The organism is Streptomyces sp. NPDC107528, from assembly GCF_055639295.1.
On the sequence record NZ_JBVKAV010000002.1, the window covers coordinates 366,706 to 381,605 of the forward strand.

The window sequence follows — 14,900 nt, forward strand, 5'->3', positions numbered from 1 at the left end:
TGCGGGGGCAGCGGTCTTCGTGTGACGTGGCTCTCAATGCACAGGTCAGGACCGCTATCGTCATGCGCATGGCATCCGATTTGTCCGACTAGGGTGGATCGTAGGTGATGTGAGTCATGTGGGGTGGTTCACCGTGTGGATCACAGACCGCGCGTGACCCCTCACCCTGTGGGTGCGTCGAATGTGACCGGGCTCTCGAAAGCAGCCCGGCGCGTGGCACGGCGAAGCGCCCGCAGGATCACCGGGCCGAGAGTGACGGTCAGGACGACGGTGACGAGGGCCCGGCCGAGGTCCCAGCCGAGGGAGGTCGCCAGGCAGTACGTCACGAAGCGGGCCAGGTTCGAGGGGACGGCCGCGTCGGGGTCGAAGGCGACGTTCGAGGCCAGGGCGCCCATGAAGGGCCAACCGGCGAGGTTCATGATCGTGCCGTAGACGAAGGCCGCGAGGAAGCCGTAGACGGCCAGCATCAGCAGCTCCGCCCGCCCGCGCAGGCGGTCCTGGCCCGGCAGCAGGCCCGCGCCCATCGTGAACCAGCCCATCGCCAGCATCTGGAACGGCATCCAGGGGCCCACCCCGCCTGTCAGCAGCGCCGACGCGAACATCGTCACCCCGCCGAGCACGAACCCGAAGCCCGGCCCGAGGACCCGCCCGCTGAGCACCATCAGGAAGAACATCGGCTCCAGACCGGCGGTACCCGCCCCGATCGGCCGCAGTGCCGCCCCCGTCGCCGCCAGTACGCCGAGCATCGCGACCGCCTTCGGGCCGAGCCCCGACTCGGAGATCGTGGCGGCGACCACCGCGACGAGGAGGACCAGGAGAGCCGAGAAGAGCCAGGGGGCGTCCTGGGCGTGCGCGCTGAGCTGAGAGGTGGGCGGGGTCAGGAACGGCCAGCCGAACGCCGCGACACCGACCGCGCTGACCAGGGCCAGGGCGGCGATGGAGCGGGGGCCCAGGCGGACGGCTCGGGCCTGGGGGGTGGGGTGAGCGGAGCGGCCCGTCATGCCAGGGCCTCCCGTACCTCGGCGACCGTGAGCCACTTCTGCGGGGCCAGGATCTTGGCCACCTGCGGGGCGAAGGACGGGGAGGCGACCACCACGTCCGCCGCCGGGCCGTCCGCGATCACCCCTCCGTCGGCGAGCAGGATCACCCGGTGGGCCAGTTCGGCGGCCAGCTCCACGTCGTGGGTGGCCAGGACGATGGCGTGCCCCTCGGCGGCGAGCCCGCGCAGAATGCCGAGCAGACGGGCCTTCGCCGCGTAGTCCAGACCACGGGTCGGTTCGTCGAGCAGGAGAAGCGGTGGCTTGGCGGTCAGTACGACGGCCAGGGCGAGGGTGAGGCGCTGGCCCTCGGAGAGGTCGCGGGGATGGATGTCGTCCGGGATGTCCGGGAGGAGCTCGGAGACGAGGGTGCGGCAGGTGCCGGGGGCTGCGCCGGCGTCGGCGTCGGCTGACGTGCACTCGGCTGCGACCGTGTCGGCGTAGAGCAGGTCGCGGGGTTCCTGGGGGACGAGGCCCACTTTGCGTACGAGGTCGCGGGGCGGGGTGCGGTGAGGGGTGGCTCCGCCTACTTGGACTGTGCCGGCTGAGGGTTCCACGAGGCCGACGAGGGTGTTGAGGAGGGTGGATTTTCCGGCGCCGTTGCGGCCCATGAGGGCGATGGTTTCGCCGGGGGTGACGGTGAGGTCGACGTGGCGCAGGGCTTGGATTCCGTCGCGGGTTACGGAGAGGGCTTGTACCTCGGCTGTGTGGGGGGAGGGCGGGGTGGGTTCGGTGCGTTTGCGGCGGAACCAGCGGGGGGTGGCGCCCACGGGGGTGGAGGGTGCGGATTCGTTGCGGGTGCGGGCCCGTCGTGGCTGGTCGCGCAGTTCCCCGCGCCCCTTGGCGGCGTTGCAGTTCCGCCCCTCAAGTTGTTGACGTAGGTTTGCCGCCCTCCGCCTCGCGTCTCGGACCGTCAGTGGTAGCGGGGACCAGCCCGCCAGGCGGCCCAGGGCAACGACCGGCGGGTACACCGGCGATACGGCCATGACCTCCGCCGGGGTGCCCAGGATCGGGGGTGCACCGGGCGACGGGAGCAGGACGACCTGGTCGGCGTACTGGATGACCCGTTCCAGGCGGTGTTCGGCCATCAGTACCGTGGTACCGAGGTCGTGGACCAGGCGTTGGAGGACCGCGAGGACCTCTTCCGCGGCGGCCGGGTCGAGGGCCGACGTCGGCTCGTCGAGGATGAGGACCCGGGGGTGCGGCGTGAGGACCGAGCCGATCGCGACGCGTTGCTGCTGGCCGCCGGAGAGGGTGGCGATGGGGCGGGACCGGAGGTCGGTGAGGCCGAGGAGGTCCAGGGTTTCCTCCACGCGGCGGCGCATCACTTCGGGGGCCAGGCCCAGCGACTCCATGCCGTAGGCGAGTTCGTCCTCGACCGTGTCCGCGACGAAGTGGGAGAGCGGGTCCTGCCCCACCGTGCCCACCACGTCGGCGAGTTCGCGCGGCTTGTGGGTGCGGGTGTCGCGGCCGGCCACCGTGACGCGGCCGCGCAGGGTGCCGCCGGTGAAGTGCGGGACCAGGCCGCTGACGGCGCCGAGGACGGTGGACTTGCCCACGCCCGACGGCCCGACCAGGAGGACGAGCTCGCCCTCCGGCACCTCGAAGTCGACCCCCTGGACGGAGGGTTCGAGGGCACCGTCGTAGGTCACCGATACATCCTCGAAGCGGATCACGACGGCTCCTTGGGGATCACGAAGGCGGGCAGCAGGCCCAGCAGTACGGCCGCCGCAGGCCACAGGGGCAGGGTCGGGGCGACCAGGGGGACCACACCGGGGTGCAGCGCCTCGGGGTCCCGGGATGCGGCGAGGGTGAGCAGTACGGCCACCGCGGCGCCGGAACCGGTGACGAGCCAGGCGCGGACGTCCCAGCGGTCGGGCCGGTAGCGGGTACGAGGGGTACGGCGGCCCCCGAGCCACAGGCCGGCCAGCGCGGCTGCCAGGCCGGCGAGGAGGACGGGCAGGCCGTAGGCGGCGCCCTGGGCGGTGAGCAGGCCGTACGTTCCCGCGCAGACGCCCAGCAGGCCGCCGAGGGTGAGGGCGGTGGTGGTGCGGCGGACGGGCGCGGGGACCTGTGCGGTACGGCCGTATCCGCGGGCGTCCATCGCGGCGGCGAGGGCGACCGAACGCTCCAACGCGCCCTCCAGGACCGGGAGTCCGACGTGCAGGAGGCCGCGGATGCCGCGGTCGGGTCGCCCGCGCAGACGCCGGGCGGCGCGCAGGCGCTGGACGTCGGCGATCAGGTTGGGGGCGAAGGTGAGGGCGACGACCACCGCCACGCCCATCTCGTACAGGGCGCCGGGGAGGGACTTCAGCAGACGGGTGGGGTTGGCGAGGGCGTTCGCCGCACCCACGCAGATCAGCAGCGTGGCGAGCTTCAGGCCGTCGTACAGGGCGAACACGAGGGCCTCGGCGGTGACCCTGCCGCCCAGTCGGATGCCCTGGGCCCAGTCGGGGAGGGGGACTTCGGGAAGGGTGACGACCACGTGCGTGCCGGGGATGGGGGAGCCGAGGGCCACGGCGAAGAAGAGGCGGATGAGGAGGACGGCAAGGGCGAGCTTGACGAAGGCGGAGTAGGAGCGGGCCCAGGGGGTGTTCGGGCGGCACGTCGCCACCACGTAGGCGGACGTGGCGATGAGGAGGGTGAGGAGGAGGGGGTTGGTGGTGCGGGTGGCCGCGGTACCCAGGGAGAGGGCCCAGAGCCACCAGGCGCCGGGGTGGAGCTGTGCGCGGGGGCGCGGCTGGGGGGTGGGGCCGCCTGCCGGCGCCGGTGCGGTGCCGCCGCTCTTCGGGACGGGCGCCGCCCCGGCGGCACGAGTGCCCGCGGGCCGGCTGGGGCGGCTTGCCATCAGCCTCGCCGCCGCCGTGCCTGCCAGACCGCTGCCGCGCCCAGCACCGCCACCACGGCGATCCCCGCCACCAGGCCCAGGGACGGACCGTCGTCCGAGGCGTCCTTCTTCTCAGCGGAAGACGACTCGGCGGAGGACGACTGCGCGGAGGACGACTCCTCGGAGGGCGACTTCGGGGACGCCGTCGTCGACGTGTCGCCGCCGGCCACCTGCTCCCCGCACCCCTGTTCCGGGTAGCCGCCGATCGCGCACAACAGCGCGTCCGTGCCGTACCGGAGGGGCTTGGCCACCGTGGCCAGGGCCTCTGCGGTGGTCGCGTCCGGGGCGACGCGGGCGCACACGGTGCGGCGGGCCGGGGGCGTTCCGCCCGACGGGGCGTCGGCCGTCGTACCGAAGTCGATGACCAGAGCCACCCGCTTCTTGCCGTCCTGTGCGGGCGTCCGTGCGCAGATCACCGCGAACACGGCCGCGCCCCTCGGCTGGGCGGCGTCCTTCGAGTCCTCGCTCACCGCGAAGCGGAAGCCCTGGACGTCGCCGTCGGAGGGGCGGGCGGTGGACGGGCCCTGGGTGGCGTACGTCCACTTGTCGCCGTCGCGGTCCCAGAAGGACCAGTAGCGGTAGCCGGTCGCCTGGGCGGCCTGGGCCGCGCCGGTCACGAGGACCAGCGCGGCCAGGAGGAGGGTGAGGGCGCGGCGGATCACGATCGCTTGGCCTTGTAGCGGCCGCTCAGCAGGAAGCCGACGCCGATTCCGGCGACCAGGCAGACGCCGACGAACCACCACACGCCGAAGCCCTTGTCGTCGTCCTCCTGCTTGTCCGAGGCCTTCGCCGACGTCGTCACCGACCCGTTCGGCGCCGACTGCGGTGCCGGGCCCGTCGCGTTGAGCTGCTTGACCAGGTCAGTGCCGCCGAAGTCACGCGGGTCGGCGCCGGTCGCGTGGGCGGCGAAGATCAGCTGGGCGTAGGCGGCCGGGCCGCTCTGCACGGCCCACTTCGAGGAGTTCTGCTCCAGCCAGCCCAGCGGCTTCCGGGCGGCGCTCGCCCCGCTCTGCGCGGCGACGGCGACGACCGCGTCGGCCGTGTTGCCGTAGTCGGGCTGGTCCTCGGCGCCGGGGAGGGCGGACTTCAGGTGGCCGTCCTTGGCGAGCGCCTTCGTCAGGTACGCGGCGCCGTTGGCCGCGGCCCGCTCGGGGGTGGCTGAGCCGGCGTCGCTGCAGGACGGGTCCGACTGCTTGCCGGCGCTCACCACGAGGCCCTTGCCGAGCGCGCCGACGACGCCCGCCGCGGTCGCGTCCGCGTTGGCGGCCAGGCCGCCCTTCTTGTCCGGCTGGAACGCGAAGGCACCCGCGTCGGCGCCCTTGCAGGGCAGGGCGAGTTCGAGCAGGGCGTCGTAGGGGGACTTGCCTCCCTTGACGACTTCCGCCGGCTTCTCGCCGGCTGCGGCCAGCGCGCCGACCACGACCGAGGTCGAGTTCGCGTCGGTGGCCCCGCCCGGGGTGTAGCCCCAGCCGCCGTCCTTGTTCTGGACCGACTTCAGCCAGGACACCGCCTTGTCGGCGACGGCGTCGTGCCCGCCGAGCGCGGTCAGTGCCTGGACGGCGGCGGCCGTGTTGTTGGTGTCGATCATGGTCTTGGCGCCGCAGTCCGCGCCCGTGTCGGCGCGGTAGGGCGCGAAGGCCCCGTTCGCGCACTGCTGCCCGACCAGCCAGTCCACCGCACCCTTCGCCGGCGTCACGTCCACGGTGTCCTGCGCGAGCAGCGCGAGGGACTGGCGCCAGACGCCGTCGTACGTGGGGTCGGAGTCGCCGTACAGCTCGGCGGGGAACGCCTGCGACGGCGACGTGGAGGGGGTCGGGTCGGCGGCTACGGCGGGCGCGGCCGCGCCGATCACGACGGTGGCGGCCAGGACCGCTGCGCTGCGGCGGACGTACATGATCGGCGGGTGCCCTTCCCTAAGGGGAACCGGGCAGCACAGGGAAAACCCCCGGCGGCTCGGCTCCGTATACCTCGACGGTGCCGCGCTCCGGCAGGCTGCCGGTGCACGTGAGCCGGTCACTGTCCCGTACGCGGCGATCCGGCTCACCGGCCTTCGACGACCGGTTCACGGTTGCGGGTCAGCGCCGGATTTGCACCGGCTTTCCCCCGTACGGGTGTGATGACGACGCCGCCACTCTACCGGCCCGTAGGGAAGTGGCTGAGGGGAGGCTGTGAGCGGGGGCAGCTTCGGGCGCAGGGGGATCATGGGGATCAGCGGGAGGGCGGGACGGCTGCTCGGTTCGGGGCGCGCGTCCGACGTGTACGAGATCGACGAGGCGTGGGTGCTGCGCCGCGACCGGGAGGGCTACGCCGACGGCCTCGCCGAGGGCGCCCTGATGGAACGTCTGCGCGCCCACGGCTACCCGGTGCCCCCGGGTGCGGCTCGCCGACTCCTCGCGCTCCGAGCTGGTGATGCAGCGGCTGTACGGGCCGACGATGCTGGAGGCCTTTCGTCGCGGGACGGATCGACCCGCGTGAGTCCGGGGCGATGCTGGCCGGCCTCCTGCGGCAGCTGCACGCCGTCCCCGGCCGAGTGGTCCACCTGGACCTCCACCCGGAGAACGTGATGCTCACGCCCGACGGCCCCTACGTCATCGACTGGGCCAACGCCGAGGAGGGCGACCCGGGCCTGGACTGGGGCATGTCCGCCGTGATCCTCGCGCAGGTGGCCTTGGTGGACGAGCAGTTCGCACAGCCCGTCCGCGCGACGCTCGCCGCCCTCCTCGCCGACCCCTCCGACCTGACCGGTGACGGCCTGACGGAGGCCCTGCGCCGACGGGCCGCCAACCCGACGATGACCGTGCCGGAAGTCGAAGTGCTCGGTGAGGCGGCGGAGTTGGTCCGGTCGTTCATGGCCTAGGCGGCCGCGGGGTCGGGCCGCCGAAGGCCAGGTGCCGTCCGGCGACCGCCGGACTCGTGGCCGTCGACGCGGTACGTCGTGAAGTACGAGGTCGCCGTCGCGGTGCCGGGGGACGGCACCGTCACGAGGACGTTGGACATCAGGCGACGCGAGAGCCGGTCGGCGGGACGGGAGCCGAAGTACGCGGCCGGCGCGTTCCGCCCCGCGACGAGTCGAGGCGGTGGACGAAGTCGATGACGAGGCGCTCGCAGGCTCGCTCGGCGAGCAGCAGTTCCAAGGGGGCCTAGGGGTCAACGGGGTCCACGGGGTCCACCGGGTTCATGGCGTTCATGGTGATGCTTCACACCGCCACGTACGTCACCGGCTCACTCCCCGCCACCGCCTCCGCCCGCCCCAGCTTCACCAGTCGCCGCACATGGGCCTCCGCCTCCGCGATCGCGATGTTCCGTGATCCGTACGGGATTTGCTCCCACGGCCGGTTCCACTCCATGCGTTCGGCGAGCTGCCAGGGGGTGAGGGGAGTGGCGAGCAGGGTGAGGAGGTCGGTGAGGCGGGTCTCGTGGTGGGTCAGCAACTCGCTCACGCGGGCCGGGGCGTCGGTGAACGTGTGCTGGTGGGCCGGGAGGATCTCGGCGGGGGTGAGACGGCCGACGCGTTCCAGGGAGGCGAGGTAGTCGCCGAGGGGGTCGGTGACGGTCGTGTCGTCGGGGTCCTCGTACAGGCCGATGTGCGGGGTGATCCGGGGGAGCAGGTGGTCGCCGGAGAACAGGCGGCCGTGGCCGGGGAGTCGGGCCGGGTGGTCCTCCTCCAGGTGCAGGCAGACGTGGCCCGGTGTGTGGCCCGGGGTCCAGATCGCGCGCAGGCGGCGGCCGGGGAGGTCGAGGAGGTCGCCGGGGACGATCTCGCGGTCGGGGGCGGCGGGGGAGAAGCCGGGCAGCGTGCTCGGGCGGCGGGCCGTGCGCAGGGGGGCCACGTGCGCGTCGGGGGCGCCGGCCGCCGTGAGCTTGGCCGCCATGTAGGTGAACCAGCGCTCGGGTTGGGTGGTGCGGGTGCGCCGCACGATCGCCGCGTCCGCCGCGTGCATCGCGATCCAGGCACCGGAGGCCTCGCGCACCTTGCCGGACAGTCCGTGGTGGTCCGGGTGGTGGTGGGTGATCACCACGCCGTGGATGTCGGCGGGCGCGGTGCCGCAGGCCGCCAGGCCCTCGGCGAGGGTGTCCCAGGAGGCCGGGTCGTCCCAGCCGGTGTCGATCAGCACCGGGCCGCGGTCGGTGTCGACGACGTAGACGAGGGTGTGGCCGAGTGGGTTGTCGGGGATGGGGACCTGGATGGACCGGACGCCGCCGCCGTGGTCATACACCTGCGCCATGGGCTCCCCAATCGCCGCGACACGTTTCCGGCCGACTCGGCCCACTATAACTAGAACGCGTTTCGATGGGAGCCCGAGTCATCCATGTGCGGTCCGTGGACTCCTCGGAGTGGAACTGGTATCAGTTCAGGGATATCTGATGGATCGTCAGAGTCATAAGCAGAGAACAGAGTCAGAGCCAGAGTCAGAGTCTCGCTCCAGGGGAGGCAGTCGCCATGACCGAGCTCGTGGAACACGGACAGCTGTTCATCGGCGGGGAGTTGACCGATCCCCTGGGCGAGGGCGTCATCGAGGTGATCTCGCCGCACACGGAAGAGGTCATCGGCCGCGTGCCGCACGCCTCGCCGGCCGACGTCGACCGGGCGGTCGCGGTGGCACGCAAGGCGTTCGACGAGGGGCCCTGGCCGCGGATGAGCCTCGACGAGCGGATCGAGGTCGTCACGCGGATCAAGGACGCGATCGCCGTACGGCACGAGGAGATCGCCCGCGTGATCTCCTCCGAGAACGGCTCCCCGTACTCCTGGAGCGTCCTCGCGCAGGCGCTCGGCGCGATGATGGTGTGGGACTCGGCGATCACGGTCGCGCGGAACTTCACGTACGAGGAGGCACGCGACGGCGTGCTGGGGAAGATCCTCGTGCGGCGTGAGCCGGTCGGGGTCGTGGCCGCCGTCGTGCCCTGGAACGTCCCGCAGTTCGTCGCCGCCGCCAAGCTCGGGCCCGCGCTGCTGACCGGGTGCTCGGTGATCCTCAAGCCGTCCCCGGAATCGCCGCTCGACGCCTACCTCCTCGCCGAGATCGCGAAGGACGCCGGGCTGCCGGAGGGCGTGCTGTCCATCCTCCCGGCGGACCGCGAGGTGAGTGAGTACCTGGTCGGGCACCCGGGGATCGACAAGGTCTCCTTCACCGGGTCGGTGGCGGCCGGCAAGCGTGTCATGGAGGTCGCGGCCCGCAACCTCACCCGTGTGACGCTGGAGTTGGGCGGCAAGTCGGCGGCCGTCGTCCTCCCGGACGCGGACGTCGAGGCGACCGTCGCCGGTGTCGTCCCGGCGGCCTGGATGAACAACGGCCAGGCGTGCGTGGCCCAGACCCGCATCCTGCTCCCGCGCTCCCGCTACGACGAGTTCGCCGAGGCCTTCGCCGCGGCGGCCGGCGCGCTGGTGGTCGGTGACCCGCTGGACCCGGCGACCCAGGTGGGCCCGCTGGTGGCGCAGCGCCAGCAGCGCAGGAACCTCGACTACATCCGCATCGGCCAGGAAGAGGGCGCGAAGATCCTGACCGGCGGCGGGCGTCCGGCCGGGCTGGAGAAGGGCTGGTACGTCGAGCCGACGCTCTTCGGGGACGTGGACAACTCGATGCGCATCGCCCGCGAGGAGATCTTCGGCCCGGTGATCTGCCTCCTGCCCTACGGCGACGAGTCCGAGGCCGTGAAGATCGCGAACGACTCCGACTACGGCCTGAGCGGCAGCGTCTGGACCGCCGACACCGCGCACGGCATCGACATCGCCCGCCAGGTCCGTACCGGCACCTACTCGGTGAACACCTTCAGCCTGGACATGCTGGGCCCGTTCGGCGGCTACAAGAACTCAGGCCTGGGGCGGGAGTTCGGCCCCGAGGGGTACGGGGAGTTCCTTGAGCACAAGATGATCCACCTGCCGGCCGGCTGGGAGGCATAGGGATGGGCGACCGCTGGCACGTCGAGGTCGACCGGTCGGTGTGCATCGGTTCGGCCCAGTGCGTCCACCACGCCCCCGCCGCCTTCCACCTCGACACCGCCCGCCAGTCCCATCCGGCCGACCCGGAGACCGACGCGAACGAGACGATCCTGGCGGCGGCGGAGAGCTGCCCGGTGGAGGCGATCGTGATCACGCTGCTGGGGAGCGGGGAGCCGGTGTTTCCGCCGGAGGAGTAGCACCAGAAAATCCCCTTTCGGCGGGTTCATTTCCGGGCGAATGTTCTATTCTGGAAACCGGCCTACGGGACGAGTGAGGGAGTCCGAACCGGAGTAGCCGACTCTGGCGAGAAGCAGACGGCTTCCGCTGGGGCCGACATCGACGGTCCGGGCTGAGAGGCCGGAAGGCAGCAGTCGGGCCGGAAGGCGACCTCCAGCACCTGATCCGGACCATACCGGCGAAGGGAACCCGTCTCGTAGGTCCTTCACGCGTCCGGGGGCGCCGTCAGGTCGATCAACCGGCACACCGTCTCGATGTCGATCTTCACCTGGGCGATCGAGGCACGGCCCGACAGCCAGGTGATCAGTGCCGAGTGCCAGGTGTGCTCGATGACGCGGACCGCGGAGAGCTGCTCCGGCGTCGGGTTCTCCAGGCCCATCGCGTCCAGGATGATCACCGTGGTCTGCCGGGAGACCTGATCGACCTCGGGGGAGACGCTGCGGTCGGCGAAGGTCAGGGCGCGGACCATCGCGTCGGCCAGGTGCGGCTCGCGCTGCAGGGCGCGGAACGCCCGCATCAGGGTCTCCGCCACCCGCTCCGCCGCCGTCTCCCCCTGCGGCGGCTTCTTGCGCAGCGTGCCGTGCATGTGTTCCAACTGGTCCTGCATCGTGGCGACCAGCAGATGCACCTTGGACGGGAAGTAGCGGTACAGCGTGCCGAGCGCCACCTGCGAGGACTCCGCGACCTCGCGCATCTGCACCGCGTCGAAACCGCCCCGGCTGGCGAGCTGCGCGCTGGCGTGCAGGATGCGCCGACGGCGGGCCTCCTGCCGCTCGGTGAGGGGCGGTGAGGCGGGGCTCGCGCTACTGACTTCCGCAGGCATGGATCCCGTTCCGTGACAGTCGGTGAGGGTGAGTGACCGGACAGAGCATGCCAGCGCGTCGGTCGTGGCGTGAATCACCTGATCCATCGCTCACAGCGGCGCTACCTGCCGGTAGATTCAGAGCCTCTTGAACGATCAAGTCTGAAACTTGTTCTAGATTAGCGTCCCGGCGTAATCTCGCGGGACAGTGCAGGGAGAAGGGGGCCCAGAGTGACCGCTGAGGCCAGGGAGGCCGGGTCCCCGACGGACCCTGCCGCCGACGGCGAGCGACCGCTCGACATCGCGCTTCTCACCTATAAAGGGAACCCGTTCTGCGGCGGCCAGGGCGTCTACGTACGGCACCTCTCCCGCGAGCTGGCCCGCCTCGGGCACCGCGTCGAGGTCATCGGCTCCCAGCCCTACCCCGTCCTCGACGAGGGCGATGACTACGCCGACCGTCTGACCCTCACCGAGCTCCCCAGCCTCGACCTCTACCGCCAGCCCGACCCCTTCCGCACGCCGAAGCGTGACGAGTACCGCGACTGGGTCGACGCGCTGGAAGTGGCGACCATGTGGACCGGCGGGTTCCCCGAGCCGCTGACGTTCTCGCTGCGTGCCCGCCGCCATCTGCGCGCCCGGCGCGGCGAGTTCGACGTGGTGCACGACAACCAGACCCTCGGCTACGGCCTGTTGGGCGACGTCGGCGCGCCCCTCGTCACCACCATCCACCACCCCATCACCGTGGACCGGCAGCTGGAGCTGGACGCGGCGGAGGGCTGGAAGCGGCGGATGTCCGTACGCCGCTGGTACGCCTTCACACGCATGCAGAAGCGGGTCGCGCGCCGGCTGCCGTCGGTGCTGACCGTGTCGGGCACCTCCCGCGCGGAGATCGTCGACCATCTCGGCGTCCGGCAGGACCGTATCCACGTGGTGCACATCGGAGCGGACACGGACCTGTTCTCGCCAGATCCCTCGGTACGGCAGATCCCGGGCCGCATCGTCACGACGTCCAGCGCCGACGTCCCCCTGAAGGGCCTGGTCTTCCTCGTCGAGGCCCTCGCCAAGGTCCGCACCGAGCACCCGGACGCCCACCTCGTCGTCGTCGGCAAGCGGCCCGAGGAGGGCCCGGTCGCCCAGGCCATGGAGCGCTACGGCCTGGAAGGCGCTGTCGAGTTCGTCAAGGGCATCTCCGACGCGGAGCTCGTCGACCTCGTGCGCTCGGCACAGGTCGCCTGCGTGCCCTCGCTCTACGAGGGCTTCTCCCTGCCGGCCGCCGAGGCCATGGCCACGGGCACGCCGCTCGTCGCCACGACCGGCGGGGCGATCCCCGAGGTCGCCGGCCGCGACGGCGAGACCTGTCTGGCGGTGCCACCGGGCGACCCGGGCGCCCTCGCCGCCGGCCTGAGCCGCCTGCTCGGCGACCCCGAACTCCGCGACCGCCTGGGCGCGGCCGGACGCGACCGAGTCCTGCGCAACTTCACCTGGGCCAAGGCCGCAGAGGGGACCGTGTCCCGCTACCGCGAGGCCATAGCCCGCTCGGGGGGCCGCGACGGGGAGCGCAGGGGGGCCGGGGCAGGCAAGGCGGCCGAGGCCGCGCAGTCCGGTGATTCCGTACAGGTGAAGGAAGTTGAGGTCGCCGTGGCGGGAGACGCCGTGCCGGCGGCCGGAATCGGCCAAGTCGCGCGCGTGTCCGAGGCCGCCCAGTGACCGTCGTACGCCCGCCCGCCCACCCCAGCTGCTCCCGCTCCTCCTCTCACCCTTCCGACCGCGAAAGCAGGGCCACGTGCTGACCGTCGACTTCTCCCGGTTCCCGCTTGCCCCGGGGGACCGTGTTCTGGATCTCGGCTGCGGGGCCGGCCGGCACGCGTTCGAGTGTTACCGGCGCGGTGCCCAGGTCGTGGCGCTGGACCAGAATGCCGAGGAGATCCGCGAGGTCGCGAAGTGGTTCGCGGCGATGGAGGAGGCGGGGGAGGCCCCCGAGGGTGCCACCGCCACGGCGATGGAGGGTGACGCGCTCGCGCTGCCCTTCCCCGACGAGTCCTTCGACGTCGTGATCATCTCCGAGGTCATGGAGCACATCCCTGACGACAAGGGCGTACTCGCCGAGATGGTGCGGGTGTTGAAGCCCGGCGGGCGGATCGCCATCACCGTCCCGCGCTACGGCCCCGAAAAGGTCTGCTGGACGCTCTCCGACGCGTACCACGAGGTCGAGGGCGGCCACATCCGCATCTACAAGGCGGACGAACTGCTCGCGAAGATCCGTGAGGCCGGGCTGAAGCCGTACGGCACGCATCACGCGCACGCGCTGCACTCGCCCTACTGGTGGCTGAAGTGCGCGTTCGGCGTCGACAACGACAAGGCGCTGCCGGTGCGGGCGTACCACAAGCTGCTGGTCTGGGACATCATGAAGAAACCGCTGGCCACCCGGGTCGCCGAACAGGCGCTGAACCCGCTCATCGGCAAGAGCTTCGTGGCGTACGCGACCAAGCCCCACCTGCCCCGGCTCTCCGAGGCGGCCGCCAAGTGACGACCCCCCGGACGGAACACCTGGTCCTGCCCGGGGTCCTCACCGCCGAGCAGGCCGCCGCGACCGTCGCAGGGATCGTCGCCGTACAGCGGGAGGACGGGGCGATCCCGTGGTTCCGCGGGCACCACCTCGATCCGTGGGACCACGTCGAGGCGGCGATGGCGCTGGACACGGCCGGTGAACACGCGGCCGCCGAGCGGGCGTACACCTGGCTGGCCACCCACCAGAACGAGGACGGCTCCTGGTACGCCGCGTACCACGACGGGGCCCACGACGACGTCACCGACTCCGGCCGCGAGACCAACTTCGTCGCCTACATAGCCGTGGGCGTCTGGCACCACTACCTCTCCACCGGCGACGACACGTTCCTGGACCGGATGTGGCCGTCCGTCTACGCGGCCGTCGAGTTCGTCCTCCAGCTCCAGCAGCCGGGCGGGCAGATCGGCTGGAGGCGCGACGACGACGGCACGGCGACCGCGGACGCGCTGCTGACCGGTTCGTCGTCGATCCACCACGCGCTGCGGTGTGCGCTCGCGATCGCCGAGCAGCGGGAAGAGCCCCAGCCGGACTGGGAGTTGGCGGCGGGCGCGCTGCGGCACGCGATCCGCCGCCACCCCGAGCGATTCCTGGACAAGAACCGCTACTCGATGGACTGGTACTACCCGGTGCTGGGCGGGGCGTTGACGGGCGCCGAGGCCAAGTCCCGTATGGAGGAGGGCTGGGACCGATTCGTCGTGCCCGGGCTCGGGGTGCGGTGCGTCGTGCCCAACCCGTGGGTCACGGGCGGCGAGTCGGCCGAACTCGCCCTGGCCCTGTGGGCGATGGGCGAGTCCGACCGCGCGCTGGACATCCTCCAGTCGATCCAGCACCTGCGGGACCCGGAGAGCGGCCTTTACTGGACGGGCTATGTCTTCGAGGACGCCGCAGTCTGGCCACGCGAGCTGACCACGTGGACGGCGGGGTCGCTCTTGCTGGCCGTCGCCGCGCTGGGTGGGCACGACGCGACCTGCGCGGTGTTCGGTGGGGATCGTCTGCCGACCGGGCTGGACCCGGACTGCTGCGGCTGACGACGGGGTCAGTGGCGGTGGACCCGGTTGGCGATGGCGTGGCCCACGAACAGGTACACGACCGCCGCCAGGCCGTACCCCGCCACGACCCTCGCCCACTCCTCGTCGAAGGTGAACAGGTCGTGGGACCAGCCCGCCAACCAGCGGGCCGCGTCATGGACGAACTGGACGAAGTCGTTCGCCCGGTTGGCGTCCAGCAGGTACATCAGGATCCACATGCCCAGGATGAGGGCCATGACGTCAGCGACGATCGCTATGGCCGTGCCGGCCTGGTTGGAACCGTTGCGATATCTAGGGGACATGCCCTGCGGGTTGCCCGGGACGCGTGACTGAAACCCGCTACCGAAAACCCCTGGCCAGAACTCGTTCCCGAGGCCGTGACCGGAACCCGAACGGGTCCTCACG

13 protein-coding genes and 2 pseudogenes are annotated in these 14,900 nt (G+C 71.8%); 6 read left to right on the plus strand and 9 right to left on the minus strand.

The genetic code is table 11. From position 1 onward, the window contains the following. Window positions 1-161 precede the first annotated feature (161 nt). The 5 genes from ACZ7L5_RS06735 to ACZ7L5_RS06755 are packed head-to-tail and all read right to left on the minus strand — an operon-like array spanning window position 162 to window position 5,818. The gene (locus ACZ7L5_RS06735; protein ID WP_471514977.1) at window positions 162-1,001 is read right to left on the minus strand and encodes an ECF transporter S component; all 840 of its coding nucleotides are present in this window, start codon (window positions 999-1,001) and stop codon (window positions 162-164) included. Continuing rightward, window positions 998-2,713: an ABC transporter ATP-binding protein gene (locus tag ACZ7L5_RS06740; RefSeq protein WP_471514979.1), complete on the minus strand. Its 1,716-nt coding sequence runs from the start codon at window positions 2,711-2,713 to the stop codon at window positions 998-1,000. The genes ACZ7L5_RS06735 and ACZ7L5_RS06740 overlap by 4 nt, the downstream gene beginning before the upstream one ends. Beyond that, the gene (locus ACZ7L5_RS06745) at window positions 2,710-3,885 is read right to left on the minus strand and encodes an energy-coupling factor transporter transmembrane component T (protein ID WP_471514981.1); all 1,176 of its coding nucleotides are present in this window, start codon (window positions 3,883-3,885) and stop codon (window positions 2,710-2,712) included. The genes ACZ7L5_RS06740 and ACZ7L5_RS06745 overlap by 4 nt, the downstream gene beginning before the upstream one ends. After that, a complete protein-coding gene (locus ACZ7L5_RS06750) occupies window positions 3,885-4,586 on the minus strand; it encodes an SCO2322 family protein (protein ID WP_471514983.1) in 702 nt (233 codons plus the stop codon). The genes ACZ7L5_RS06745 and ACZ7L5_RS06750 overlap by 1 nt, the downstream gene beginning before the upstream one ends. Continuing rightward, window positions 4,583-5,818 (minus strand): prenyltransferase/squalene oxidase repeat-containing protein, encoded by a 1,236-nt coding sequence (locus ACZ7L5_RS06755; protein ID WP_471514985.1) that lies wholly within the window; start codon window positions 5,816-5,818, stop codon window positions 4,583-4,585. The genes ACZ7L5_RS06750 and ACZ7L5_RS06755 overlap by 4 nt, the downstream gene beginning before the upstream one ends. A 307-nt stretch (window positions 5,819-6,125) precedes the next feature. Between ACZ7L5_RS06755 and ACZ7L5_RS06760 the strand changes: the two are divergent. Next, window positions 6,126-6,781: pseudogene (locus ACZ7L5_RS06760) on the plus strand (phosphotransferase). A 47-nt stretch (window positions 6,782-6,828) separates the two neighbouring features. Here the strand turns inward: ACZ7L5_RS06760 and ACZ7L5_RS06765 are convergent. Both ACZ7L5_RS06765 and ACZ7L5_RS06770 read right to left on the minus strand, forming a co-directional pair. Further along, window positions 6,829-7,049, minus strand: a pseudogene (locus ACZ7L5_RS06765) (nuclear transport factor 2 family protein); the annotation flags it as partial. A gap of 72 nt (window positions 7,050-7,121) precedes the next feature. Continuing rightward, window positions 7,122-8,150 carry an MBL fold metallo-hydrolase gene (locus ACZ7L5_RS06770; protein WP_362377875.1) on the minus strand — a complete coding sequence of 343 codons (1,029 nt, stop codon included), beginning with the start codon at window positions 8,148-8,150 and terminating at the stop codon, window positions 7,122-7,124. Window positions 8,151-8,365: 215 nt separating this feature from the next. Here ACZ7L5_RS06770 and ACZ7L5_RS06775 point away from each other — a divergent pair, with 215 nt between their 5' ends. Together ACZ7L5_RS06775 and ACZ7L5_RS06780 are read left to right on the plus strand one after the other, a co-directional pair. Beyond that, complete coding sequence (locus ACZ7L5_RS06775) at window positions 8,366-9,823, plus strand: aldehyde dehydrogenase (RefSeq protein WP_471514988.1); 1,458 nt, start codon at window positions 8,366-8,368, stop codon at window positions 9,821-9,823. Between the two features lie 2 nt (window positions 9,824-9,825). Continuing rightward, a complete protein-coding gene (locus ACZ7L5_RS06780; protein WP_471514990.1) occupies window positions 9,826-10,059 on the plus strand; it encodes a ferredoxin in 234 nt (77 codons plus the stop codon). A 245-nt stretch (window positions 10,060-10,304) separates the two neighbouring features. Here the strand turns inward: ACZ7L5_RS06780 and ACZ7L5_RS06785 are convergent, their stop codons facing one another. Beyond that, window positions 10,305-10,922: a TetR family transcriptional regulator gene (locus tag ACZ7L5_RS06785; RefSeq protein WP_383236122.1), complete on the minus strand. Its 618-nt coding sequence runs from the start codon at window positions 10,920-10,922 to the stop codon at window positions 10,305-10,307. Window positions 10,923-11,132: 210 nt separating this feature from the next. On the opposite strand from ACZ7L5_RS06785, the gene ACZ7L5_RS06790 reads away from it, so the two are divergent. The 3 genes from ACZ7L5_RS06790 (at window position 11,133) to ACZ7L5_RS06800 (ending at window position 14,495) form a co-directional block, all read left to right on the plus strand. After that, window positions 11,133-12,608, plus strand: coding sequence for a glycosyltransferase family 4 protein (locus ACZ7L5_RS06790; RefSeq protein WP_471514992.1), 1,476 nt, complete (start codon window positions 11,133-11,135; stop codon window positions 12,606-12,608). A 76-nt stretch (window positions 12,609-12,684) separates the two neighbouring features. Further along, window positions 12,685-13,428, plus strand: a complete 744-nt coding sequence (locus tag ACZ7L5_RS06795; protein ID WP_328882006.1) for a class I SAM-dependent methyltransferase — start codon at window positions 12,685-12,687, stop codon at window positions 13,426-13,428. Next, entirely contained in the window at window positions 13,425-14,495 is a 1,071-nt protein-coding gene (locus tag ACZ7L5_RS06800) for a prenyltransferase/squalene oxidase repeat-containing protein (protein ID WP_471514994.1), read from the plus strand. The genes ACZ7L5_RS06795 and ACZ7L5_RS06800 overlap by 4 nt, the downstream gene beginning before the upstream one ends. A gap of 8 nt (window positions 14,496-14,503) precedes the next feature. Here the strand turns inward: ACZ7L5_RS06800 and ACZ7L5_RS06805 are convergent, their stop codons facing one another. Then, window positions 14,504-14,797, minus strand: a complete 294-nt coding sequence (locus ACZ7L5_RS06805) for a hypothetical protein (protein WP_328428111.1) — start codon at window positions 14,795-14,797, stop codon at window positions 14,504-14,506. Window positions 14,798-14,900 lie beyond the last annotated feature (103 nt).